At 67.8% G+C, this 21,068-nt stretch carries 21 protein-coding genes; 9 read left to right on the top strand and 12 right to left on the bottom strand.

Translation table 11 applies throughout. The features are described from left to right. Window positions 1-5: 5 nt before the first annotated feature. Window positions 6-1,808 carry a peptide ABC transporter substrate-binding protein gene (locus ACFWH5_RS04360; protein ID WP_378832166.1) on the bottom strand — a complete coding sequence of 601 codons (1,803 nt, stop codon included), beginning with the start codon at window positions 1,806-1,808 and terminating at the stop codon, window positions 6-8. 181 nt (window positions 1,809-1,989) lie between these two features. Next, the gene (locus tag ACFWH5_RS04365) at window positions 1,990-3,159 is read right to left on the bottom strand and encodes an ROK family transcriptional regulator (protein ID WP_378832168.1); all 1,170 of its coding nucleotides are present in this window, start codon (window positions 3,157-3,159) and stop codon (window positions 1,990-1,992) included. A 163-nt stretch (window positions 3,160-3,322) separates the two neighbouring features. Here ACFWH5_RS04365 and ACFWH5_RS04370 point away from each other — a divergent pair, with 163 nt between their 5' ends. The 5 genes from ACFWH5_RS04370 to ACFWH5_RS04390 are packed head-to-tail and all read left to right on the top strand — an operon-like array spanning window position 3,323 to window position 6,359. Beyond that, complete coding sequence (locus ACFWH5_RS04370) at window positions 3,323-4,387, top strand: M4 family metallopeptidase (RefSeq protein ID WP_378832171.1); 1,065 nt, start codon at window positions 3,323-3,325, stop codon at window positions 4,385-4,387. Further along, window positions 4,362-4,784 carry a protealysin inhibitor emfourin gene (locus ACFWH5_RS04375; RefSeq protein WP_378832174.1) on the top strand — a complete coding sequence of 141 codons (423 nt, stop codon included), beginning with the start codon at window positions 4,362-4,364 and terminating at the stop codon, window positions 4,782-4,784. Before ACFWH5_RS04370 ends, ACFWH5_RS04375 begins: the two co-directional genes overlap by 26 nt. Window positions 4,785-4,799: 15 nt before the next feature. Next, entirely contained in the window at window positions 4,800-5,699 is a 900-nt protein-coding gene (locus ACFWH5_RS04380; RefSeq protein ID WP_378832176.1) for a VOC family protein, read from the top strand. Between the two features lie 46 nt (window positions 5,700-5,745). Further along, window positions 5,746-6,015 (top strand): hypothetical protein, encoded by a 270-nt coding sequence (locus ACFWH5_RS04385; protein WP_378832178.1) that lies wholly within the window; start codon window positions 5,746-5,748, stop codon window positions 6,013-6,015. Between the two features lie 17 nt (window positions 6,016-6,032). Then, window positions 6,033-6,359: a hypothetical protein gene (locus tag ACFWH5_RS04390; RefSeq protein WP_378832179.1), complete on the top strand. Its 327-nt coding sequence runs from the start codon at window positions 6,033-6,035 to the stop codon at window positions 6,357-6,359. An 18-nt stretch (window positions 6,360-6,377) separates the two neighbouring features. Here ACFWH5_RS04390 and ACFWH5_RS04395 read toward each other — a convergent pair whose 3' ends face one another. Next, a complete protein-coding gene (locus tag ACFWH5_RS04395; RefSeq protein WP_378832180.1) occupies window positions 6,378-6,926 on the bottom strand; it encodes a hypothetical protein in 549 nt (182 codons plus the stop codon). A gap of 86 nt (window positions 6,927-7,012) precedes the next feature. Here ACFWH5_RS04395 and ACFWH5_RS04400 point away from each other — a divergent pair, with 86 nt between their 5' ends. Then, the gene (locus tag ACFWH5_RS04400; RefSeq protein WP_378832183.1) at window positions 7,013-7,759 is read left to right on the top strand and encodes a ribonuclease H; all 747 of its coding nucleotides are present in this window, start codon (window positions 7,013-7,015) and stop codon (window positions 7,757-7,759) included. Between the two features lie 266 nt (window positions 7,760-8,025). Continuing rightward, entirely contained in the window at window positions 8,026-8,325 is a 300-nt protein-coding gene (locus ACFWH5_RS04405) for a DUF503 domain-containing protein (protein WP_378832185.1), read from the top strand. Between the two features lie 8 nt (window positions 8,326-8,333). Here ACFWH5_RS04405 and ACFWH5_RS04410 read toward each other — a convergent pair whose 3' ends face one another. The 9 genes from ACFWH5_RS04410 to ACFWH5_RS04450 all read right to left on the bottom strand — a co-directional run bounded on the left by ACFWH5_RS04410 (window position 8,334) and on the right by ACFWH5_RS04450 (window position 17,577). After that, window positions 8,334-9,365, bottom strand: coding sequence for a mechanosensitive ion channel family protein (locus tag ACFWH5_RS04410; protein WP_378832187.1), 1,032 nt, complete (start codon window positions 9,363-9,365; stop codon window positions 8,334-8,336). A 161-nt stretch (window positions 9,366-9,526) separates the two neighbouring features. Beyond that, entirely contained in the window at window positions 9,527-10,507 is a 981-nt protein-coding gene (locus ACFWH5_RS04415; RefSeq protein ID WP_378832190.1) for an SRPBCC domain-containing protein, read from the bottom strand. A gap of 1 nt (window position 10,508) precedes the next feature. After that, window positions 10,509-10,889 carry an ArsR/SmtB family transcription factor gene (locus ACFWH5_RS04420; RefSeq protein ID WP_378832193.1) on the bottom strand — a complete coding sequence of 127 codons (381 nt, stop codon included), beginning with the start codon at window positions 10,887-10,889 and terminating at the stop codon, window positions 10,509-10,511. A gap of 183 nt (window positions 10,890-11,072) precedes the next feature. Then, window positions 11,073-11,774 carry a glycerophosphodiester phosphodiesterase gene (locus ACFWH5_RS04425; RefSeq protein WP_378832195.1) on the bottom strand — a complete coding sequence of 234 codons (702 nt, stop codon included), beginning with the start codon at window positions 11,772-11,774 and terminating at the stop codon, window positions 11,073-11,075. A gap of 46 nt (window positions 11,775-11,820) precedes the next feature. Next, window positions 11,821-13,143, bottom strand: coding sequence for an ADP-ribosylglycohydrolase family protein (locus ACFWH5_RS04430; RefSeq protein ID WP_378832197.1), 1,323 nt, complete (start codon window positions 13,141-13,143; stop codon window positions 11,821-11,823). Between the two features lie 27 nt (window positions 13,144-13,170). After that, window positions 13,171-14,022, bottom strand: coding sequence for a carbohydrate ABC transporter permease (locus ACFWH5_RS04435; RefSeq protein ID WP_378832199.1), 852 nt, complete (start codon window positions 14,020-14,022; stop codon window positions 13,171-13,173). After that, window positions 14,019-15,017, bottom strand: a complete 999-nt coding sequence (locus ACFWH5_RS04440) for a carbohydrate ABC transporter permease (protein WP_378832201.1) — start codon at window positions 15,015-15,017, stop codon at window positions 14,019-14,021. Before ACFWH5_RS04440 ends, ACFWH5_RS04435 begins: the two co-directional genes overlap by 4 nt. Beyond that, window positions 15,014-16,285, bottom strand: a complete 1,272-nt coding sequence (locus ACFWH5_RS04445; RefSeq protein WP_378832204.1) for an ABC transporter substrate-binding protein — start codon at window positions 16,283-16,285, stop codon at window positions 15,014-15,016. The genes ACFWH5_RS04440 and ACFWH5_RS04445 overlap by 4 nt, the downstream gene beginning before the upstream one ends. Window positions 16,286-16,422: 137 nt before the next feature. After that, entirely contained in the window at window positions 16,423-17,577 is a 1,155-nt protein-coding gene (locus tag ACFWH5_RS04450) for an ROK family protein (RefSeq protein WP_378832206.1), read from the bottom strand. Window positions 17,578-17,708: 131 nt separating this feature from the next. On the opposite strand from ACFWH5_RS04450, the gene ACFWH5_RS04455 reads away from it, so the two are divergent. Beyond that, window positions 17,709-19,904 (top strand): alpha-galactosidase, encoded by a 2,196-nt coding sequence (locus ACFWH5_RS04455; RefSeq protein ID WP_378832208.1) that lies wholly within the window; start codon window positions 17,709-17,711, stop codon window positions 19,902-19,904. Between the two features lie 2 nt (window positions 19,905-19,906). Next, a complete protein-coding gene (locus ACFWH5_RS04460; protein ID WP_378832210.1) occupies window positions 19,907-20,953 on the top strand; it encodes a zinc-binding alcohol dehydrogenase in 1,047 nt (348 codons plus the stop codon). The last annotated feature ends 115 nt before the right edge of the window (window positions 20,954-21,068 follow it).

The following is a 21,068-nucleotide window of genomic DNA, read 5'->3' on the forward strand; positions in this document are numbered from 1 at the left end:
CCTGCTTACTTCCAGGACCAGCGCTGCGGCATGAAGTTGCCACCCGGGTCCTGCGTGCCGATCTCGAGGCCGTCACGCACGACCGAGACCTGGTACACCGGGTTCGGCATCCACATCACCGGCAGATCTTTCGCGAGCAGCTCGGAGTACTGCTTGCTGATCTCGGGGTCGGACGAGAACATCATCTCCTGGATGAGCTCCTCCGCCTCGGCGTTGAAGTACTGACCCGCGTTCCACTTCGTCTCCTTGGCGAACAGGCGCTCGCCGGTCGCGTAGGGGCTGAAGTACCAGCTGCCGGCGGTGCCGAAGAAGACGAGGTCCCATGTGCAGGTCGAGCCGGTCTTGCACTCCTGCGCCTGCGTGAGCACGCTGTCGAGCGGCTTGGCGTCGACGGTCACCTTGACGCCGACCTTCGCCAGCGACGACTGGATCTCGGCCATGGTGTTGTCGGTCTCCTGCGAGCCGTTCTGCGTGGTGATCACGAACTCGGCGAGATCGCCGGTCTCGATGCCCTCACCGCACTGGTCGTCGCCCGTGCCGGCCGAGGCGCACTCGAACACGCCGTCGGAGTTCTTCTCCCAGCCGTGGTCGGTGAACAGCTGCTCGGCCTTCTTCAGGTCGAACGGGTACGGGTTGTCGGCCTGCGCGTCGGAGAGCTGGTCCGACGGCACCGTCTGCGGGATGGGTCCGTAGTCGGGCGTCGCTGCGCCGTGCCAGATCGCGTCGGAGATGGTCTCCTGGTCGACGGCGTGCTGCAGAGCCTGACGCACGTAGAGCTGGCTGAACAGCTCCTTGTGCGGGCCGGCGAAGTTGTAGGGCATGTAGGTGATCGACCATCCGGCCCAGGGCTGGATGTCGTAGCCGAGGTCGGTGAACTGCTTCTCGTTGGTCAGCTGCGACGCGGTGATGTACCCGTAGTCGACCTCGCCCGAGCGCACGACGTTCATCTCGGCGTCGGCCGAGGTGAACGGCAGGAAGCGCACGTTCTCGATCTGCGCCTCGTCTTCACCGGTGTACTTGTCGTTCGCCGTGAGCTCGACGAGTCCGGAGTCCGACCAGCTCTTGACCGTGTAGGGACCGGAGACCGTCTTCCACAGCGGGTTGGTGGCGTAGGTCTTCATGTCCTCGGCCTGCGAGAACAGGTAGTCGAAGACCTGCACGGCACCCTCGGGGTCGCGGTCGTGGTCGCCGATCTCGCCGTCGTCGCTGGTCTTGTCCCAGACGTGCTGAGGCATGGGGTAGACGAGGGTCAGCTGGTTGCCGACGAGGAAGTCCTGGTTGTAGACCTTGTCCATCGTCAGCGAGAACTTCTTCTCGTCGATCGTGGTGAACTCGGTCACGTTGTCGGGGATGTTCCCCTCGGAGTATCCGCCGGTGCGCTCCGCGTTCGCCTTGACGAGGTTGAACCAGAACTCGACGTCGCGCGTGCTGACGGGCTTGCCGTCGGACCAGGTGAGGTCGCCGAGCGTGATGGTGATGGTCTTGCCGTCTTCGGAGAACTCGTAGGACTCGGCGGCCGAGCCCTCCTTGTCCCAGCCCATGTCGCCGGACTGGCCGTTGTACTCGAACAGGCGCGGCCACATGGTCGCCTTGATGGCACTGTTGTGGGTCGCCATCTTGTCGGGAGCCGAGATCGGCAGGATCCAGTTCGGGCCGGTGCCGACGGGAAGGGCGTAGCTGACCGTGTCCTTCTCCGCGGCGGAACCGCCGCCTCCCTGAGCGGCCTGGCAGCCGGTCAGAGCGATCGCGGCCACCGCGAGCGCGCCGAGAGGGGCGAGCATCCGGCCGCGCAGCGTCTGAGTGCGCATCAAAACCTCCTTGTAAGGACGTCGCGCCGAAGGATCGTTCCTTCGGATTGTGACGTACTTTGAATTATCTCCGAATGAAGTAGTGCTACAAAGGCACGGCAATCACGTTTAGATAACACACTTGCTTCGACGGCGAAGAATGCTCCGGTGCGCTGACGGGCGGCAGTGGCCCAGGCGGGCGCTATGCGATCCGTAGCGCGGCGTCGATCCGGGCCGGATCGAGAATGCTGTCCAGCAGCTCCCAGCCGACGCCGCGTGCACCCGCCAGCACCCCGGCGCGGCTCACCTCGATCTCGAGCGTGTCGGTCGACATGGGCAGGCACAGCGTGAACAGGGCCTGACGGATGCCGGCGACGAAGGCGTCTGCGGTCGCCAGCCGACCGCCCACGATCAGCGCCTGCGGGTTGAAGAAGTTGATGATGGTGGCGAGCACCTCGCCGGTACGCGCCCCCGCCTCGCGCAGCAGACCCGTCGCCTTCGGATGGGCGTTCTGAGCGAGCTCGAGCACCTGCTCGAGACTGTCGATCGGCTCGCCGGCCTCTTTCAACGCGTCCACGATCGCCGTGCCGCTGGCCACCACGTCCAGGCAGCCGACCCTGCCGCAGGAGCAGCTCACCGGCGGTGCGCCGTGCAGTGCGACGTGGCTGATGTCGCCGGCGACGCCGCGGAAGCCGCGGTACACCGATCCGTCGACGACGATGCCGCAGCCGATCCCGCTGCCGGCCTTGACGAAGACCAGCTGCTCGTGGACTCCTCCGCGCTCGACGTACTCCCCCACCGCCATGGCGTTCGCGTCGTTGTCGATGAGGAAGGGCAGTCCGGTCACCGAACCGAGCACCTCGCCCACGTCGACACCGTTCCACCCCGGCATCCGCATCGGCGCCAGCAGCCGAGACGTCCGCGCGTCGACCGGGCCGGGGAGGCTCATCGCGATGCCCTCCACGCGTACCCCACCGTGCTGCTCGGCCAAGCGGACGATGCTCTCCCAGACCTGCACCACGACGCTGCGCACACCGTCGAGCAGCGTCACGCTGTCGACGGTCGACGCCACGATCTCGCCTCGTCGGTCGAGCAGCGCGATGGTGGCGTGGCTCTCGCCCAGGTCGACGCCGGCGACGACGCTCTCGTCGGCCCGGACGCCGAGGGCTCGCGGTCGACGCCCACCGCTCGATTCGCCGTGCCCGACCTCTTCGACGTAGCCGTGCGCGACCAGCTCCTCCACCCGCAACGCGACGGTCGACGGTGACAGGCCCGTGAGCCGGGCGAGATCCGCGCGGGAGCGCGCCTGACCGGTGCGGACCAGCCGGAAGAGCTCACCGGCGGAATGGGGGGCCTGGGTCAACGTGCGCACGGTGTCCTCGCGGGTCTTATTTCGGTGGTGACGTAAAGATAGTCCTATCACCGACGAAAGCGGCGCCCCACGCGTGTGTCGCGTCACCCGGGCTCGCGCCCCTGTGACTTTGTCGGCGCCCCGGCGTAGGGTCGCAGGCAGGCGAGACCGGAGGGCGGGCATGATGGCAGGCACACACGAGATCCAGGGCATCGTGCCCGGCTACCTGCTCGCACGGCTGGCCGAGTCGGGCCGGTTCCCCCGCGCGGCCGAGGCGGCGCGGCAGACGCTGATCGCCGGCCGCCCGGTGTTCCACTCCACGCTCGAGCTGTCGATCGACGAGAACGGAGACCTCGTCGCCGAGGTGCAGGCCGCGCCCACCCGCACGATCTTCGATGCGCAGAACACCGAGCAGCTGCCGGGCGTGATCGTGCGCGCCGAAGATGATCCGCCCGTGACGGACACCGCCGTCAACGAGGCGTTCGACGGGCTCGGCGCGACCTTCGCGATGCTGCTCGAGGCCTTTCAGCGCGACTCGCTCGACGGCGCCGGAGCCCCGCTGAACGCGGTCGTGCACTACGGCGAGGACTACGACAACGCCTTCTGGGACGGCTCCCGCATGGTGTTCGGGGACGGCGACGGCGAGGTGTTCCGCGGTTTCACCGGGTCGGTGTCGGTGATCGGGCACGAGCTCGGGCATGGCGTCATCCAGAGCACCGCCGGTCTCGAGTACCGCGGGCAGTCCGGCGCCCTGAACGAGTCGATCGCCGACGTGCTGGGCGCGCTCACCGAACAGCACCTCAAAGGGCAGACGGCCGACCAGGCGAGCTGGCTGGTCGGCGAGGGGATCTTCACCGAAGCCGTGCAGGGCCGCGCGCTTCGCTCGATGATCGAGCCGGGCACCGCCTACGACGACGACGAACTGGGCAAGGACCCGCAGCCCGCACACATGCGCGACTACGTCCAGACGCAGGACGACAACGGCGGGGTGCACATCAACTCCGGCATCCCGAACCGCGCCTTCGCCCTCACCGCGACCACGCTCGGCGGCAACGCCTGGGGCGACGCCGGCACGGTGTGGTACCGCGCGCTGACCGGCGGGCTCTCCGCCACGGCGACGTTCACCGAGTTCGCCGAGGCGACTCTTGCGGCGGCGGGTGGTCTCGGGTCTACCGTGGAGTCGGCGGTGCGCGAGGCGTGGATCGCCGTCGGAGTGATCGAGGATGCCGGAGCACGAGAACAGCGCTGACAGCGAGGCACCGCGAGGCGAGGCCGCCGGGGTGCTGATCATCGTCGTGCGTTCGGGCGGTTTCGCCGGGATCAGCCGGCGCTGGCGCGTGGAGCCCGATCCGGTCGAGGAATCACGGTGGACCACTCTCGTCGATCGCTGCCCGTGGGACGCTCCGCCCGAGCATCCGGATGCCGGGGCCGACCGCTTCATCTGGACCGTGCGCGCCCGCACGCCCGCCGCCGATCTGGAGCGGGAACTGCCCGAGTCCGCGCTGACCGGAGCGTGGCGCGAGCTGGTCGAGGCGGTGCGCGAGGCCGGCAGCAGAGACGACGAGCCGCGAACCTCGCGTGGCGGCGGTGAGCCGCGCACCGCGCGTGGCGGACCCCACGCCGAACCGGACGTCCCCCGAAGCTGAACGGAAGGAGCGACCATGTCGCAGAAGATCGTGCCCAATCTCTGGTTCGACCGGAACGCCGAGGAGGCCGGGTCGTTCTACGCCTCCGCGCTGCCGCATACGACGACCGAGGTCGTCGCCCGGTATCCGGACGAGGTGCCCGACTGGCAGGCCGGCTTCGCGGGCGAGCCGCTCGTGGTCGACGTCGTCGTGGACGGGATGCGGATCAGCCTGATCAACGCCGGCCCGGAGTTCCGGCCGAATCCGTCGATCTCGTTCCTGCTGAACTTCGATCCGCTGGCGTTCGGCGGCGAGGAGGGCGCCCGCACGGCGATCGATGCGGCATGGACCGCCCTGTCGGACGGCGGTGCGGCGCTGATGCCGCTCGACGAGTATCCGTTCAGCCCGAGGTACGGCTGGGTGCAGGATCGCTACGGCGTGAGCTGGCAGCTCATGCTGACCGACCCCTCTGGCGAGCCTCGCCCGTTCGTGATCCCGCAGATCATGTTCGCCGGCGACGTGCAGGACAGGGCGCGTGAGGCCGCGGAGTTCTACACCTCGCTCTTCGACGACGCGGCGCTCGGCACGGTGGTCGACTACGCACAGCAGACCGGCACCGCCGCCGCGGGAAGCGTCATGTTCGGGGAGTTCCGCATCGGTGAGCAGTGGTTCGCGATGATGGACTCGAACGTCGCCCACGACTTCGGCTTCTCCCCCGGGGTCTCGCTCGAGGTGCGCTGCCGCGATCAGGCCGAGATCGACCGGCTCTGGGATGCGCTCTCGGCCGTCCCTGAGGCCGAGCAGTGCGGCTGGCTGGCCGACCGCTTCGGCGTCAGCTGGCAGATCGTGCCGGACGACATGGCCGAGCTGATGGCCCGGCCCGGCGCCTACGAGCGCATGCTGCAGATGAAGAAGCTCGTGATCGCCGACTTCTGACCGGCATCGGTGCCGCGCACCTGGCATCCAGCGCGACAATGGACGTATGGGACTGTTCCAGCAGCGACCGGAGGAAGAGCAGAACGCGTGGGCGGGTCTGCCGTCGGAGACGCGTGACATCGAGAACCCGGCCGAGCGGCTCGATGACGCGCCCGCGATGGATCTGATGGACATCGGCGTCGGCGCGAAGTACTCCACCATGGTGTTCCCGGTCGCGCCGCCCGCGCCCGAGGCCGCCGATGCCACCGACGGTGAGCCCGGCCGCGATCCGGATGCCGACGAGGCGGATGCCGACGAGGCGGATGCCGAGGGCTGACCCTCTACACTCGCCCCATGCCCACCCAGAACGAAGCCGCCCGCCTGCTGCAGCTCGCGAGCGAGGCACGCACCCGCGGCGACGCCCTGCTGCACCTGCAGTTCGACATCGCCCAACTCACCGGCGACAGCTCGTCGTGGGGGTCTGCCGACAACCGCATGCTGCGCGACGATCATGTCGGCTGGTTCCTCAGCGAGGTCGAGAAGGTCGGCTGGCGACTCGAGCACACCGGATACGTCTTCGTCGAGAGCGGCGCGACGACATCCGCGCGCATCTTCAGCACAGGCGAAGGCGTGGTGAACCACGGCGGCGTCGAGGCGTTCTTCACGTTCCGCGCCGCCTGAGCCGCCCCGGCCGCGCCGTCAGCGCGCTTCGCCGCGCAGCGGCCAGCGGCCGGTGCGCTCCTTGAAGGCGATCGCCGTCATCAGCGGCGACATGTCGAACGTCGCGGGGTTGAGAGCCAGCCTCGTTCCGTCGGCGGCGCGGATGCGCAGCCTCGGCTGCCCGTTCGCCGACGTCGTCCGGTAGTCCACGATGTCGGCGTAGGCGATCGTCTTCTCACGCCCGAGCACGCTGCGGAATCGCACCTCGTCGAGCCCCGGCGAGACGTACCAGTTGAGGTACATCGCCACGAACAGCCCGCCCACCAGGAACATCACGACGGCGGCGATCCGCATCGGCAGCAGAGCGCCCGGCGTCTGCGGGTTCTCCTCGGCGGTGAACGCCATCAGCCCCATGAAGAAGCCGACGACGAGCACGGCGGCGCCGATCATGACGACCAGCCGGGGCATGCGGATGCGGTCGGGATGCTCCTTCGAGCGGTTCGGCCGTTTGCGCGCTCGTGCGACCACCACGACGACCAGCGCCACCGCGAGCAGCACCAGGGCGATCTTGACGAGAAAGGCGGTCACCCCTCGACGGTACAGGCAGCCGGTGCGGAACGCCGATGCCGCGGCACTCGCACGGACACGGCGGCGCGACACCGTACGGTGGAGGGATGACGATCACCGCCGCCGCAGACGGCTCCGCCCTCGGCAATCCGGGACCGAACGGCTGGGCCTGGTACATCGACGACGACCGCTGGGCGGCAGGCGGATCACCGCACGGCACCAACAATCAGGGGGAGCTGAAGGCCGTGCTCGAGCTGCTGCGCGCCACCGCCGGCACCGACGAGGAGCTCGTCATCGAGTGCGACAGCCGCTACGTGATCGATTCGGTGACGAAGTGGATGCCGGGATGGAAGCGCCGGGGCTGGCGCAAGTCCGACGGCGGGCCGGTGCTCAACCGCGACCTGCTCGAGGGCATCGACGAGGCGATGCGCGGACGCGCGGTGTCGTTCTCGTGGGTGAAGGGTCACGCCGGACATCCGCTGAACGAAGCCGCCGACGAACGGGCGAACGCCGCCGCGAAGGCGTATCAGCAGGGTGAGGAGCCGCGCCGTGGTCCCGGCTTCCTCAGCGCCTCGGATGCCGGGGCAGCCGTCGCCGGCGCCGCCGTGGTCGCCGCCGCGGGCGGCGAGGTTTCGGGTACCGGGGTCGCCGAGCCCGCCGGTGCGGCGCCGCATCCGGCATCCACTCCGCTCTGGGCCGAGGCCTCCGACCTGCTCGACGGACTCGACGGCGGCGCCGCATCCGATCCCATCGAGCTGAGCCTCGCGCTGACCGCCGCCGAGCACGCGCGGCTGCGCGATCGCGCCGACGCGCAGGGCATCTCGCTCGAGGAGGCGCTGCGCCGGCTGATCTGACGGCGCGTCCGCTCCTTCAGGTGGCGCATCTCGCCGCATCCGCCCCCCGCGACGCGACCATTCGCGCCACCCGAACGCACCGCACGGCGAGCCCGCTCCGTCAGGTGGCGCACTTCGCCGCATCCACCCCTCGCGAGGCGATCATTCGCGCCACCCGAACGCACCGCACGGCAAGCCCGCTCCTTCAGGTGGCGCATCTCGCCGCCTCCGCCCCTTTGAGGCGACCATTCGCGCCACCTGAACGCACGGGGTGGCAGACTGGCCGCGTGTGGATCGGGTGGATCGAGTTCGACATCCTGCTCGGCGACGTGCATTCGCTCAAGCAGAAGCGCAGTGTGATCCGGCCGATCATCGCCGACCTCAGCCGGCGCACCGAGGCCGCCGTGGCGGAGGTCGGCGCGCAGGATCTGCACCGACGCAGCACGATCGGCGTGTCGGTGGTCGCCACACACGCGACTCACGTGCGCGACGTGCTCGATCAGGCCGAGCGGATGCTGGCGGAGCAGCATCCCGAGATCACCCTGCTGTCGGCGCGACGGGGCCTGCACTCCAGCGGCGACGACTGACCCGCCGGCTACCCGTCCGTCGACACCCGCATGCGCGGCAGCGCCTCGGGATGCTCGCGCTGCAGCCAGGTCATCAGCTGCTCGCGCACGGTCACGCGCAGCGTCCACTGGTCATCGGAGTTCTTCGACGACATCACGAAGCGCACCGTGACGTGCCCGCCCTCGGAGCCGGTGACCGCGACGCTCGCGCTGCGGCGATCCCACGCACTGGATGCCTCGATGATCTCCTGAAACTTGGCGCGCAGCGCGTCCATCGGCACCCGCCAGTCGAGATCCATGTAGACGGTGCCGAGGATCCGGTCGGAGCGCCGGGTCCACGTCTCGATGGGGTTGGTGGTGAAGTAGCTGCACGGCAGCACGAGTCGGCGTTCGTCCCAGATGTAGACCACGACGTAGGAGAGATTGATCTCGCCGATGCGGCCCCACTCGCCCTCGATGACCACGACGTCGCCCACGCGGATGGCGTCGGTGAAGGCGACCTGGATGCCGGCGATGAGGTTGCCGAGGATCGACTGCGCGGCGAGACCGGCGATGATGCTCGCGATTCCGGCGGAGGCGAGCAGGCTGGTGCCGACCGCCCGCATCTCGGGGAAGCTGAACAGCGCAGCGCCGACGGCGATCACGGCGATGATCACCAGCACCAGACGATGGATCACGAGCAGCTGGGTGCGCCGGCGACGGCCCTCGACGCCGAGACTGGCATCCTCCCGGGCGATGATGGTCTCGAATCCGAACGACACGAGCGCGGCGAGCAGCCAGGCGCCGGCGGTGATCGTGGCGATGAGGAACAGCCGTGAGACACCCGGCCACCAGCTCTGCTCGCCGGGGGCCGACACGGCGCAGGCGATCCAGACGGCGACGATGAGCGCGGCGGCCCACAGGGCGGTCCGCACCCGTCGGCCCAGGTCGCGGAGCCACTCGACCCTGCGACCGACGAGGGCGACGATCAGTCTCACCGCGACGAGCACGGCGACGGCGATGACGACGGCGATCACGAGCGCGACCGCGGTTTCGATCCAGGGGTCCCATTCGAAGGCCATCGCCCCACCTTATGACCCGCACCTCTGCCGGGCCTGAAGCCGCCCGTCCCCAGGGGTGCTCCTCTCGCGGCCCCCGGATGCCGCCCGAACGCAGGAATGCACAGCGTCGCAGGAATCCGCGTGGATTTTGCGACGCTGTGCAGTTCTGCCTGGCCGCGGTGTCAGACGGTGAGCACCGCCGACTCGAGACGGCGGAACGACTGCTCCATGCCCTCGGCCATGCCGGTGGCGAGGATCTCGTCACGCGTGTCCTTGTCGGGGAACTCCATGAGCACCGTGACGAGGGTCGCGCCGTCCTCCTCGTAGAAGTTCACGTCGTTCAGCACGTCGGGGCCGTCGGTGCCCTGCATCCGCTCGAGCTGCACCGCCCGACGCGGGGCGTCGACGAGCAGCATCTCGCCCTCGAAGCCGAACGGCTCGCCCTCGGTGTCGCCGACGGGCGCCCAGGAGTTGCGGTAGCGATCGCCGGCGGCGAGCCCCACCTCGCACTCGGTCATCTCCCACCCGTCGGGGCCGAGCATCCACCGCTTGATGAGCTCGGGCTCGGTGTGCGCGCGCCAGACCAGCTCGCGCGGCCCCTCGACGAGGCGGGTGATGCGCACATGCGTGTCGTCGAGCAGCTCGACGCGGGTGCCCTTGCCCTGGGCGTATTCGCGCAGATCCTGCAGCACGGCATCCAGCTGTGCCATCGCCATCTTGGTGCCCTCGACCATGCCCATCGCGACGACCTGCTCGAGCGACTCGAGCGAGACGAAGTGGCTGGTGGTGACCATGCGGGTGCCGTCGGCGGTGGGTGCGAAGGTGAAGTCCATCCGCATCGGCGGAAACTGCTCGTTCGGTGCGCCCTGCTCGTCGGTGAAGCCGTCGAGCACCTCGAAGCGCCGCGGCGCCTCGATGGCCAGGAACTCCCAGTACCCCGAGGAGCGCTCACCGCGCGGACCGTTCATCGTGTAGTTCGCCCGGCCGCCGACGGTGTGGTCCCAGGCGGTGAAGGTCGCCGGCCATCCGGGAGGGCCCCAGAACCGCTCCAGTTGGCGCGGGTCGCTGTAGGCGCTCCACACGCGCTCGACCGGGGCGGCGAAGTCGGCCGTGACGGTCATCGTCAGGTTCTCGGTGTCGGTGGCGACGTCGGTGACAGGCATGTCAGTCTCCTTGTTTCGGTGCTTCATTGCGTGGTTTGTCGGATGCCGGCGGTTCGGCCAGCAGATCGTCGAGCCGGGCGATGCGTGCCCGCCAGAGCTCTTCGTATCGGGCGAGGAGCGCCCGCGCGCGGGCGATCATCTCGGGGTTCGCGCGGACGAGCCGCTCGCGTCCCTCGGCGCGCTTGACGATGAGCCGTGCCTCTTCGAGCACGGCCACGTGCTTCTGGACCGCGGCGAACGACATCTCGTAGTCGCGGGCCAGCTCGGAGACGGACTGCTCGCGATCGATCGTCCGGCGCAGAATGTCACGCCGGGTCGCCGTCGCCAGTGCATGGAACACACGGTCGATCTCCGCTTCGCTGAGTTCTGTTTGTACAACCATTTGGTTGTACGTTAGGACGTGCGGATGCCGGTGTCAAGGACTTTCTCGTCGAGAACGCGTTGCGGTGACACAACCGGCCTACGAAGTGACGCGGCGTGCGAGAGCCAGTCGTAGATCGGAGCTAGCTGCTCTCGAGGCGGCGGGGCGAGGATCACCGGTCCGGATGTGCTGCGCCGGGTACGACTATTGAACGAGTTCCACCTCTTCGCGGTACCAACTCCACGCCTGCTCAGGATCGTCGCTCGTGATGCCGTCCACCCCGAGAGCGAGGGCTCTGCGCATGTCATCCTGGTTGCGGACGGGCCATCCCCGCACACCGAGGCCGGCCTCGTGGAAACGATCGACGACCTCTGCGGTCAGTCCCTGCCAGCCGCAGTGGAAGATGTCGCAGCCCGCACGGGCCAGCAGCGCGTCGATGGCATGTCTGGCCTCAGCACCGTCGGGGTAGTCGGACACGATGATGCCGCGCGGGATGCCCGGGGCGAGGCGCGAGACCTCTTCGAGGGCAGTAGCGTCGAACGTAGTGAAGATCGTGCGGTCGGCGTGGCCGGGGTGGGCACGCATGAACTCTGCCAACGCCGGCACGGCGCGCCGCTCTTTGATCTCGACCTGCAGGCGCACGGTCGTGGCAGCGAATGCTTCCGCCAGCGTGAGGACGGGTCGGCCGGAGTTCAAGATCACCGCGCGAACATCGTCGAACGACAGTAGGGCGACCGGACCGAGCCCTCGGTCCCGCGGGTCCGCCGCCACCCTGTCCAGAGTGTCGTCGTGGAGGACGATGAGGACGTCATCGCTCGTGCATCGTACGTCGAGTTCGATCTCGCTGACCATGGCTTCCTCAGCGCGACGGAAGGACTCCTCGCTGTTCTCCGGAGCGTGCGCCATGGCACCACGGTGCCCGACGACGGAGAAGGGGGGATACCGCATCTGCTTACCTCAGCTCCCGCTCGACTCCGAGTGAGAACGTCTCGACCAACCGCATCGTACGTTCGGTGAGTTCATCGATGGTGATGCGGTCGAAGTCGCGGATCGCACTGCGCACGTGCACGTGCGTCGTGCCTACGAGCGTCGCCGGAATGCTGGACGCGCCGTGGAGCGCGCCGAAGACCGAGCCCACCGTGGCGCCGTTGGAGTCGGTGTCGCGGCCGCCGCTGATCGTGATGCCGACCGCGTCGATGAAGCTTTCACCCCACAGCAAACCGATCGCGATAAGCGCCGCGTTGTTGATGGTGTGGACCCACGGATACTGTCCCAGCGCCTCGTCCACCCAGTCCAGCGCATCAGTGCGGGTCGCACCGCGGTCGCGCAGCTCCAGCACCCCGTGGATGGCCTCGGAGAGTCGTGCCGTGCCCGGTACCACCGCCGTCGCACGCCGGATCGCATCCTCGGGATCCACTGCGGCGAGCGCAGCGGCGAGGAGCGCAGCGGCCCACAGTTCGCCATACAGGCCGTTCGCGGTATGGGTGAGCCGCGCATCGACGAGCGCAAGTCGAGCCGCGCCGCCGGGGTCCCCGGGAAGAGCGAAACCGAACGCGTCACCCCGGATAAGGGCGCCGATCCACTCCCGGTACGGATTGCTGCGGGTGGCCGTCTCAGGCGGCCTGACCCCGTGGATGAGATTTCGGTAGGCCGCCCGTTCCGCGGTGTAGGTCTGCGTGAAGGGCACTCGGTCGAGCCACTCCGCGGCGACCTGCTCGGTGGTGAGGTGGCGGCCATAGCGCTCGAGCAGATGCATCGCGAGAATCGTCCAGTCGATGTCGTCATCTCGCGGCACGTCGGTGAAGCGGCCCGCCGTCGCGGACGCCGCGGATGGGTGAAGGCGGGCGACGCCCTGGGGAAGCGGGTCCAGCAGCGGCAGGTAGCCGCGCAACGGCCAGTGTCCTGCGGCCTTGAGGTATTTCTCGAGCTCTGTGCGGGTCAGCCCCTCGACGGGTTTCCCCAGAGTGTTCCCCACCGTGCGGCCGAGCCAGGCGCCCCGCACGCGATCCGGCAGCCGACCCGCGTCCACTTCGACTTTGGGCACCGCAGCGAAAAGCGCCTCGAGGGCTGCTTCGTCGTCCGGCTCTTCGTACATCCATCCGTCGGCGCGTTCGAGCCGACGCATCTGCTCCTCGATCCTGAGGAGCTCGGAGATGTCGTCGCGCTGAGCCGCGGCGCGCGCGTCGGCTTCCAGCGCGCCGACGTCGTAGCCGCTCAGTCGCAGCTGCTCGGCTTCGTCAGGGACGTAGTCGCGGGGGTCGAGAACGTCGTGCATCAGCTCTCTTTCAGATCGGGCGGGCGCTCAGCCCTTGACGGCACCGGAGAGGAATCCCTGCGTGACCTGCTTCTGCAGCACGACGAAGACCACGATGACCGGAATGATGGTGATGAGTGTGCCGGCCGCGAGGGGACCGATGTCGATCGAACGACCGCCGAGGAAAAGGTAGAGCCCGGTGGTGAGAGGTCTGAATTGCCCACCGGGGACGTAGAGCAGCGGGACGAGGAAGTTGTTCCAGTTCTGCAGGAACGTGAACACCGCCAGCGCTCCGGCGCCCGACGACACCAGCGGCACCATCACCTTCAGGAAGATCTGCCATTCCGAGGCGCCGTCGATCCGCGCGGCCTGCTCGAGTTCGATCGGGAGGTCGGAGAAGAACGCCCTCATGAAAAACGTTCCGAAGGCGAGACCCGACGTCGCGAGGACGAGGTTGACACCCAGCAGGCTGTCCAGCAGGCCCAGGCTGCGCAGCTGGAAGTACAGCGGGATCATGTAGGTGAAGAAGGGGACGAGCAGGCCCAGCATGACGAGGTAGAAGGCGAAGCCACGTCCGGGGAACGGCAGGCGCGCGAAGGCGTACCCCGCCATCATGGAGATGACCACGACCAGGATCGTGCTCGGCACCGAGATCAGGAAGCTGTTCAGCACGTAGTCGCTGAAGTTGCCTTCGACCCAAGCCGTCTCGATGTTCTCGGACGAGAACGACGAGAACAGGCCGAACGGATTGACCGTCACGTCGGCATCCGTCTTCAGCGCGGTGGAGATGGTGAGGATGATCGGGAACACCGCCAGCAGCGACAGCATGATCAGCAGACCGTGCTTGCTCATGCGCCACGCGCGGACGCGCGGGGATGCTGTGTTGTCAGGAATGCTCATGCGCCCATCCCCTGCAGTGAGAGCCGTCGCTGGAGTCGGTTGAGCCACACCGCGAAGGGGATGGCCAGAATCGTCATGACGAGGGCGATGGTGGTGCCGTAGCTGATGCGGTTCAGCTGGAACGCGTTGCTGTAGGCGAGGGTGCCCAGCACATCGGTGGCTCCGGCGGGACCGCCGCCGGTCATCACGAAGATGATGTCGAACACGCTGAAACCGCCCACGAGGGTGATGGTGGTCACCATGAGGAAGACCGGCATGATCTGCGGAAGGATGATGTACCAGAGTCGCTGCATGCCGTTGGCGCCATCGAGACGCGAGGCGTCCACGAGCTCCGTGTCGACATTCCGCAGCGCCGCCAGGAGGATCACGAAGATGAACCCTGACGTCGCCCACACCGCCGTGGCGAGCACCGCATAGAGCGCCGTGTCCGGGTTGCCGAGCCATCCCGTGCGCAGGAACCCGAGACCGACCGCCTCAAGGGCCTGGTTGAGCCAGCCGCGGACCGGGTCGAAGATCCATCCCCACACCACGCCGACGGCGACCTGAGGAAGGATGAACGGGAGGAAGAAGGCGACTCGGTACAGTACGCCGGCGCGGCCGACGTTCCACATCAGCAGGGCCAGCGCGAGACCGATCAGCAACGGCGAGATCGTGCCGATGACGATCCAGATGGCGTTGTTCCGCAGCGCCGGCCACAGCTTCGGGTCCTGGAACAGCTCGATGAAGTTCGCGAGCCCGACGAACGGCGGATTGGGGTTGACGCCGTTGAAGTCCACGAACGCGTAATAGATCGCGCTGCCCAGCGGCACGATGAAGAAGGTGACGACGAGGATCATCAGGGGCGCGATCAGCAGGATACCCAGCCGCATCTGAGCGCGCCGTGTCGACGGCGGAGTGTCGAGCGCCGGCCGGCGCGTTCTGCGGCCCTTCGCCTTCGCGACGGGCTCAGACGGCTCCGCGACCGCCTGAGTCCCGAGCGAGATCCCAACGGTCACTTTTCCGACGCCGCCTGCATCTGCGAAGCCACGTCCTCAGCCGTCGATTGACCGGAGAGGATCGCCGCGATCCCGTCGAGCATCGCCTCGTTGAAGACGTCGCTCGTGAGGACGTCGATGTTGAATCCGAAGTCGCCGCTGCCTTCGGAGAACTTGGCGGTGTCGTCGAGCACCTGACGGAACAGGGGCGACACGTCCACGCTCTCCGCGTCGATCGGTTGCGGCGGGATGACGTTGAGGTTCTCCACCGTCCACTGCCCGTGCTCGGAGGAAGCCAGGTAGTTCACAAGTTCGAGGGCGGCCTCAGGCTTGGTGGTGTTGGCTGAGATCATCGGACCGGAACCCAGCCCGCCGGCGAAGATCCCCGGACCGTCCTCGGCGGGGAACGGAATGTAGCCCACCTCGAAGTCGACGTTGTCGTCGATCTCCGCGACCAGCCAGCTGCCGGTGGGCACCATCGCGGCGTCACCGGAGTAGAACAGCGCGTTGGCGCCGTCGTAGCTGAGCGACGTGGGGAACTCCGGCAGGTACCCGGAATCGAGGAAGTCCTTCCACAGTTGCAGGGACGCGATGACGTCCGGCGAGTTCCACGAGGTCTCGCCGCTGACGAGAGACTCCATGCCGGACGAGCCGACTCGGCTGGACAGCGCCATGCTCAGGAGGTGTCCGCCCTGCCAGCCTTCCTGGTCGCTCGCGGCGATGGGAACGATCCCGGCCTCGGCGACCAAAGCGGCGGCCTCCTCGAGGTCGACCAGATTCTGCGGCTCTGCGATGCCCAGCTCGGCGAACAGGTCCTTGTTGTAGAACAGACCGATCGTTTCCATCTCGCCGGGGATGCCGTACAGCATCCCATCGAAATCGACCCGCTCCTTGGCGAACTCGTAGATCGGCCACTCATACTCGGCGTAGGCGTCAGTGAGGTCGTAGAGCAGTCCGGCCTCGGCGAGAACGCCACCGAACCCGGGTCCGGAGCCCCAGTTGAAGACGTCCGGCCCATCGCCCGACCGCAACTGCGTCTGCAGCACCGTGCGCATGGTGTCGAACGGCATCGCCTCGACCTTCACTTTGATGCCGCTCTCCTCGGTGAACTCGTCAAGATGGGCCTGCAGAGCCTCCACTGCTGCCGGATCCTCCGGCTGTTCAATCAGGTAACGCAGCGTCTCGTCGTCGCCGGAGGCGGGAGCGCCCCCTGTGCAGCCGGCGAGAAGCAGAGCCGTGGCGGCGCCGACCGCGACCATGGACAGACGGAGGGATGAGTTGTGCGTCATTGCGATTCCTTAGCTCGGGGGTGAACCTGTACGCCGTTGCCGGGCGCGGCGTTCGAAGCGGGTCATGACCTGCCGTCTTTCATCGCCGATATAATTTCAGCCTGAAACGTGAACTGTCAAGATCTTCCTGGCATAGTTCACTGAATCGCCATCTGCGTCCCCGGGAACTCCTGCTGGATGGCGATCACGGCAGCGCCGCGCGCCCATTCGATGAAATCCATCGGACGCAGTATGAGCTCGCCGTGCAGGGCGCGATCAATGTCGTACTCCGCCCGGCCTTCCTCGACGCTAGGCCACGCGACATCAACGAGATGAACGCCTTCTCCCGAGAGGATGATCCGACTCACTCCGGTCAGCGCGGTGATGGCGGATGTGGCCCGACCCAAGGCTCGTGCAGCCTCGCGGACGACCCGGACGGCGGTCGGGTCACCGCCCTTGGCCATCTCCAGCACGTCGTCGTAGCCGATGATGCGACCGTGGGCAGCCGACACAGCCGAAGCGATGCTTTGGGACGAGAGGAAGGCGGTCATACATCCGCGATGTCCGAGGGGACACAGCGGTCCGGACGGGTCCACCGGGTAGTGGCTCACGGGAGTCACGAAGGTGGGCACCATGACGTCGTTGATCACGAGGCCGTATCCGACGCCCGCTCCAACGGTGAGCAGCGCAAAGCTGGAGAAGCCCTTGCCATGCCCGAACCACTGCTGCGACTTGGTGAGCCCCACCACGTCGTTGTCGAGATGCACAGGGAGGCCTATCGCGGTGCTGAGAAGGGAACGCAAGGGGACGTCGCGCCAGTGCAGAAAGGGCGAGTTCGCAACCAGTTCACCGTCCTCGACACGGCCACCGACGGTGACGCCCACCGCCGTCACCGGCTGCTCGCTGCGCGATCTGATGTCGCCGACGACCGCCGTGACTGCGTCGACCACATCGCCGACCTGCAGCGAGCGGAGCTCGACGGTCACTTGGTCAAGTACGCGTGAACGGACGTCCGTGACGACAGCGTAGATCGCCTTGTCGGTGAGCTTGACGCCGATGAAGCGGAACCTCTCCGGCACGACATCGAGGGGTAGGAAGGCACGGCCACGACCCGGGTTGCGGACGGCGTCGGCCTCTATCAGGACGCCGGCGTCGACCAGTGGACGGACGGAGCGCGTAAGAGTCGCGGGCGACAAGCCCATGCGCTGCGCCAATCGCGCCCGCGACTGCGCACCGTGCACGAGGATCTCCACCGCGACCGCTTTGGACGATTCCGAAAGCAGCGTTTCCCTCTCTGCGTTTCCGTTGCTCATAGGCTCTTCCGATCTGTTTCGAACGCGTCCCGACGTTGCGCGGTACGACCGAAGTGGCCGGAACGGCATATCGCATGGTTGACTGTACTGGTTTCAGCGCGAAAGATGAACGGCAGGACGAGGGAGTTCGGATGAGTGTACCGACGCGGGAGCCAGTAACGCGGCCGATCACGCTGAGTGCCGGCCAAACGTCGGTCGTGCTGGAGGTGTCCTCCGGCATTCCGCGCATCCTGCACTGGGGGGCACGCGTGGACGCGTCCCCGGACGACGACGGATACTTGCTTTCCCTTGCGCAGACCCAGGGCGGCGCCGACATCCTGGAGGTGCGCCGATCGCCCTCGGTGCTGCCCGAGCAGTCCGCGGGGTGGATGGGCACGCCGGGCCTCGAGGGTCACCGCAATGGGACGACATTCTCGTCGTCGTTCACGCTCGTGGACTGGCGGCAGGAGCGCGGCGTCGACGGCGCGCAGTTGCTCACGGTCGACGGAACGGATGCCGAGGCGAAGCTGGCTCTGACTACGACCGTCGAACTACTTCCGTCCGGCCTTCTGCGCCTAGCTGCAGCGGTGACGAACACCGCCGCCGACAGTCCGTATCAGCTGGATGCGCTGCGTCTGACGGTGCCGGTACCGGCCGAGGCCGCCGAGCTGCTGGACTTCACCGGCCGGCATCTTCGCGAGCGCAGTCCACAACGGCATCCGTTCGTCTCGGGGACGCACCTGCGCGAGGGACGGCGGGGGCGGACCGGCTCGGACGCCAGCATTCTGCTCGCCGCCGGCACGCCCGGATTCGGCTTCGGCTCGGGCGAGGTATGGGCAGTGCACAACGCGTGGAGCGGCAATCACGCGACCTTCGCGGAGATGGGCCTCACCGGGGCGCGGGTTCTCGGCGCCGGAGAGCTCCTACTGCCGGGCGAGGTGGTGCTGCAACCGGGAGAGACGTACATGTCCCCGTTTGTGTACGCGGCTTACGGGGTCGGCCTCGACGCGGTCGCATCGGCATTCCATCGGCACCTGCGCACAAACCCGGCCCATCCGAAGACCCCACGGCCGGTCGTGCTCAACACGTGGGAGGCGGTGTACTTCGACCAGGACCTCGATTCGCTGACCGAGCTCGCGCGGTTGGGAGCACGCGTTGGCGTGGAGAGATTCGTACTCGACGACGGCTGGTTCGCCCACCGACGCGGTGACCGAGCCGGCCTGGGCGACTGGCGGGTGGCACGGGATGTGTGGCCGGATGGTCTCGGCGCCCTGGTCGATACGGTGCGGTCTCTCGGCATGGACTTCGGGCTCTGGTTCGAACCCGAGATGATCAACGAGGACTCGGACCTCGCCCGGGCGCACCCGGACTGGATCCTCGCCCCGGGCGATCGGCTGCCGATCAGCGGCCGATGGCAGCAGGTGCTGAACCTCACGATCCCGGAGGCCTTCGACTACATCCTCGAGTCGATGAGCGCGCTCATCACCGAGTACGACATCGACTACGTCAAGTGGGACCACAATCGCGACCTCGTCGAGGCCGGCGATCGCGCGACGGGAGCTCCGCGTGTTCACGCCCAGACTCTCGCAACGTACGCGTTGATGGACGAGCTGCATCGGCGACATCCGAACCTCGAGATCGAGTCCTGCTCCTCGGGAGGTGGCCGCGTCGACCTGGCGATCCTGGAGCGCACCCAGCGTGTCTGGGCCAGTGATTGCATCGACGCGCTCGAACGACAGCAGATCCAGCGGTGGACCGGCCTGCTGCTGCCGCCCGAACTCGTCGGCTCCCACGTGGGCGCGCCGCGCGCGCACACGACGCACCGCACGCACGCGCTGGCGTTCCGGGCCGCCACCGCCCTCTTCGGTCACTTCGGGATCGAGTGGGACCTGCGTACGGCGTCGCCGGACGAGCTCGACGAGCTCGCCGCCTGGATCGAGCTTTACAAGGCCGAGCGCCGCTTGATCCATTCCGGCACCGCCTTCCACATCGACTACCCCGACGACTCGTACTGGGCTCACGGCTACGTCGCCCCCGACCAGAAGCGCGCGATCATTTCGTTCGTTGCGATGGCCACGGGCGTCGCGGTGCACCCCGGCCGCATGCGCATCCCAGGGTTGCGCGACGACCTCGCGTACCGCATCGAGCCGATCGAGCTGTCCGCGTCCGCGCTCGTACCCGTGGCCGGCGGTCCACCGTCATGGTGGACGGAATCGCTCACCGTGACCGGGGGCGTCCTGAACCGGGTCGGCCTTCAAGCCCCCATGCTGTACCCCGAGCAGGCACTGCTCTTCCGCCTCGTCGCCGTGGACGGCGACTCCGCTTCGCGCACCACCGAAAGGAACTGACCATGGGACGGCTTGTTCGTTTCTCCTCCCCCCGTGCAGCCGAGGTCGTCGACTTCGACGAGCCTTCCGTCGAGAACGGCGAAGTGCGCCTCGAGACCCTCTTCTCAGGCATCTCCGCCGGGACCGAGCTGACGGCCTATCGAGGCAGCAATCCCTACCTGAGCAACGAATGGGATGCCGCGCGGCGCCTGTTCGTGCCCGGCGAGTCGACGCACGCCTACCCCCTCGATGCGTGGGGCTACGAAGAGGTGGGACGCGTCGTCGAGATCGGCGCCGGCGTGGACCCCGACCTCGAGGGCGCGCTGGTATGGGGAACCTGGGGGCACCGCTCCTCCATCGTCCGCCCCGCTCAGTGGGTACGCGAGCGCATCATGCCGGAAGGACTCGACCCCATCCTCGGCATCTTCGCCAAAATCGGCGCCATCGCGTTGAACGCCGTCCTCGACGCCGATATCCACGTCGGTGAGACGGCCGTGGTCTTCGGCGCGGGCGTCCCGGGGCAGATCGTCGCCCAGCTGGCACGCCTCAACGGCGCCCGGGTCATCTGCGTCGATCTTGTTCGGGAACGCCGGCAGCTCGCCGAAACCCTCGGCGCCTCGCTCGCCCTCGACCCGACGGCGGTCGACGTGGCTGAGCGCGTCCGCGCGCTCACCGACAACCGCGGCGCCGACGTCGTGATCGAGATGAGCGGCAGCTATCACGCGCTCAACGAGGCGATCCGCACGGCCGCCTATAGCTCGCGGGTCGTGGCGGCCGGATTCTTCCAGGGCCCTGCCACGGCCATCCGGCTCGGCGAGGAATTCCACCACAACCGGGTGTCCGTCGTCGGGTCACAAATCTCCGGGGTCGCGCCCGCCCTCCAGCACCGCTGGAACGAGCTGCGCATGTCCACGACGGCCCTCGAGCTTGCCCGCGACGGCAAGTTGGACCTGCAGTCGCTCATCACGCACACGATGCCCGCCGAGAACGCCCCTAGCGCGTTCGAGATGCTGGACACGTCTCCTCAGGCAGCCCTCCAAGTCGTCCTCGACTACCGGTCTCGGGCATGAACGACTGATCTGCGCGGCGCTGGCGGCAGCCCGCTCATCAGTCCTGAGCAGTCGATGACGATCATGTCCGCGATGAATCCGTCCGGGTCGCCCTGGAGTTCTCGACGCATTGATC

It is taken from the genome of Microbacterium sp. NPDC058345 (assembly GCF_042723855.1).
Lineage (GTDB): Bacteria > Actinomycetota > Actinomycetes > Actinomycetales > Microbacteriaceae > Microbacterium.

Coding starts and splice junctions, on each gene's coding strand:
- ACFWH5_RS04360 (WP_378832166.1), bottom strand. CDS start 1,808: ATGCGCACTCAGACGCTGCGCGGCCGGATGCTCGCCCCTCTCGGCGCG.
- ACFWH5_RS04370 (WP_378832171.1), top strand. CDS start 3,323: ATGGCAGGCACACACGAGATCCAGGGCATCGTGCCCGGCTACCTGCTC.
- ACFWH5_RS04375 (WP_378832174.1), top strand. CDS start 4,362: ATGCCGGAGCACGAGAACAGCGCTGACAGCGAGGCACCGCGAGGCGAG.
- ACFWH5_RS04380 (WP_378832176.1), top strand. CDS start 4,800: ATGTCGCAGAAGATCGTGCCCAATCTCTGGTTCGACCGGAACGCCGAG.
- ACFWH5_RS04385 (WP_378832178.1), top strand. CDS start 5,746: ATGGGACTGTTCCAGCAGCGACCGGAGGAAGAGCAGAACGCGTGGGCG.
- ACFWH5_RS04390 (WP_378832179.1), top strand. CDS start 6,033: ATGCCCACCCAGAACGAAGCCGCCCGCCTGCTGCAGCTCGCGAGCGAG.
- ACFWH5_RS04400 (WP_378832183.1), top strand. CDS start 7,013: ATGACGATCACCGCCGCCGCAGACGGCTCCGCCCTCGGCAATCCGGGA.
- ACFWH5_RS04410 (WP_378832187.1), bottom strand. CDS start 9,365: ATGGCCTTCGAATGGGACCCCTGGATCGAAACCGCGGTCGCGCTCGTG.
- ACFWH5_RS04415 (WP_378832190.1), bottom strand. CDS start 10,507: ATGCCTGTCACCGACGTCGCCACCGACACCGAGAACCTGACGATGACC.
- ACFWH5_RS04420 (WP_378832193.1), bottom strand. CDS start 10,889: ATGGTTGTACAAACAGAACTCAGCGAAGCGGAGATCGACCGTGTGTTC.
- ACFWH5_RS04425 (WP_378832195.1), bottom strand. CDS start 11,774: ATGGCGCACGCTCCGGAGAACAGCGAGGAGTCCTTCCGTCGCGCTGAG.
- ACFWH5_RS04430 (WP_378832197.1), bottom strand. CDS start 13,143: ATGCACGACGTTCTCGACCCCCGCGACTACGTCCCTGACGAAGCCGAG.
- ACFWH5_RS04435 (WP_378832199.1), bottom strand. CDS start 14,022: ATGAGCATTCCTGACAACACAGCATCCCCGCGCGTCCGCGCGTGGCGC.
- ACFWH5_RS04445 (WP_378832204.1), bottom strand. CDS start 16,285: ATGACGCACAACTCATCCCTCCGTCTGTCCATGGTCGCGGTCGGCGCC.
- ACFWH5_RS04450 (WP_378832206.1), bottom strand. CDS start 17,577: ATGAGCAACGGAAACGCAGAGAGGGAAACGCTGCTTTCGGAATCGTCC.
- ACFWH5_RS04455 (WP_378832208.1), top strand. CDS start 17,709: ATGAGTGTACCGACGCGGGAGCCAGTAACGCGGCCGATCACGCTGAGT.
- ACFWH5_RS04460 (WP_378832210.1), top strand. CDS start 19,907: ATGGGACGGCTTGTTCGTTTCTCCTCCCCCCGTGCAGCCGAGGTCGTC.